The organism is Roseateles sp. P5_B10, assembly GCF_056400485.1.
The window spans coordinates 1-756 of the sequence record NZ_JBFULE010001429.1; the positions used below are offsets into that span (position 1 = coordinate 1).

1 protein-coding gene is annotated in these 756 nt (G+C 66.4%); it reads left to right on the plus strand.

Translation table 11 applies throughout. The features are described 5' to 3' along the window. Window positions 1–756 (plus strand): polyhydroxyalkanoate depolymerase (phaZ, locus tag AC1DU6_RS33785; RefSeq protein ID WP_477862750.1); only part of this gene is annotated, 756 nt, incomplete at both ends.

The following is a 756-nucleotide window of genomic DNA, read 5'->3' on the forward strand; positions in this document are numbered from 1 at the left end:
GCCTGTCACCGAAGAAGCCACGCTGACCACGCCCTTTGCGACGCTGCTGCGCTTTCGCAAGGAAGGCGCGCCTGAGCAACCCAAAGTGATGGTGGTGGCGCCGATGTCGGGCCACTTCGCCACGCTGCTGCGCGAGACCGTGCGCACGCTGCTGCAGGACCATGACGTCTACATCACCGATTGGCACAACGTGCGCGACGTGCCGCTGGCGGCCGGCCGCTTCGGGCTGGACGAATACACCGGCCACCTGATCGACTTCCTGGCCGCCATCGGCCCGCAGGCCCATGTGGTGGCCGTCTGCCAGCCCTGCGTCAGCGCACTGGCAGCCGTGGCGCTGATGGCCGAGGACGACCACCCCGCCACGCCAGCCAGCCTGACGCTGATGGCCGGCCCGATCGACTGCCGGGTCAGCCCCACCGCCGTCAACGAACTCGCCACCAGCAAGCCCATCTCGTGGTTCAAGAAGAACCTGATCAGCCATGTGCCCTGGCAGCACGCGGGCGCGGGGCGGCGCGTCTACCCGGGCTTCGTGCAGCTGTCGGCCTTCATGAGCATGAACAAGGACAGGCACACCAACGCCTTCAAGGACTACTACAAGCACCTCGTCGCCGACGAGTTCGACAAGGCCGAGGTCACGCGCGTGTTCTACGAGGAATACCTGGCCGTGGCCGACCTCGCGGCCGACTTCTACCTGGAAACAGTGGAGCGCGTCTTCCAGACCTACGACCTGCCACGCGGCGAGATGTTCTTCAGGGG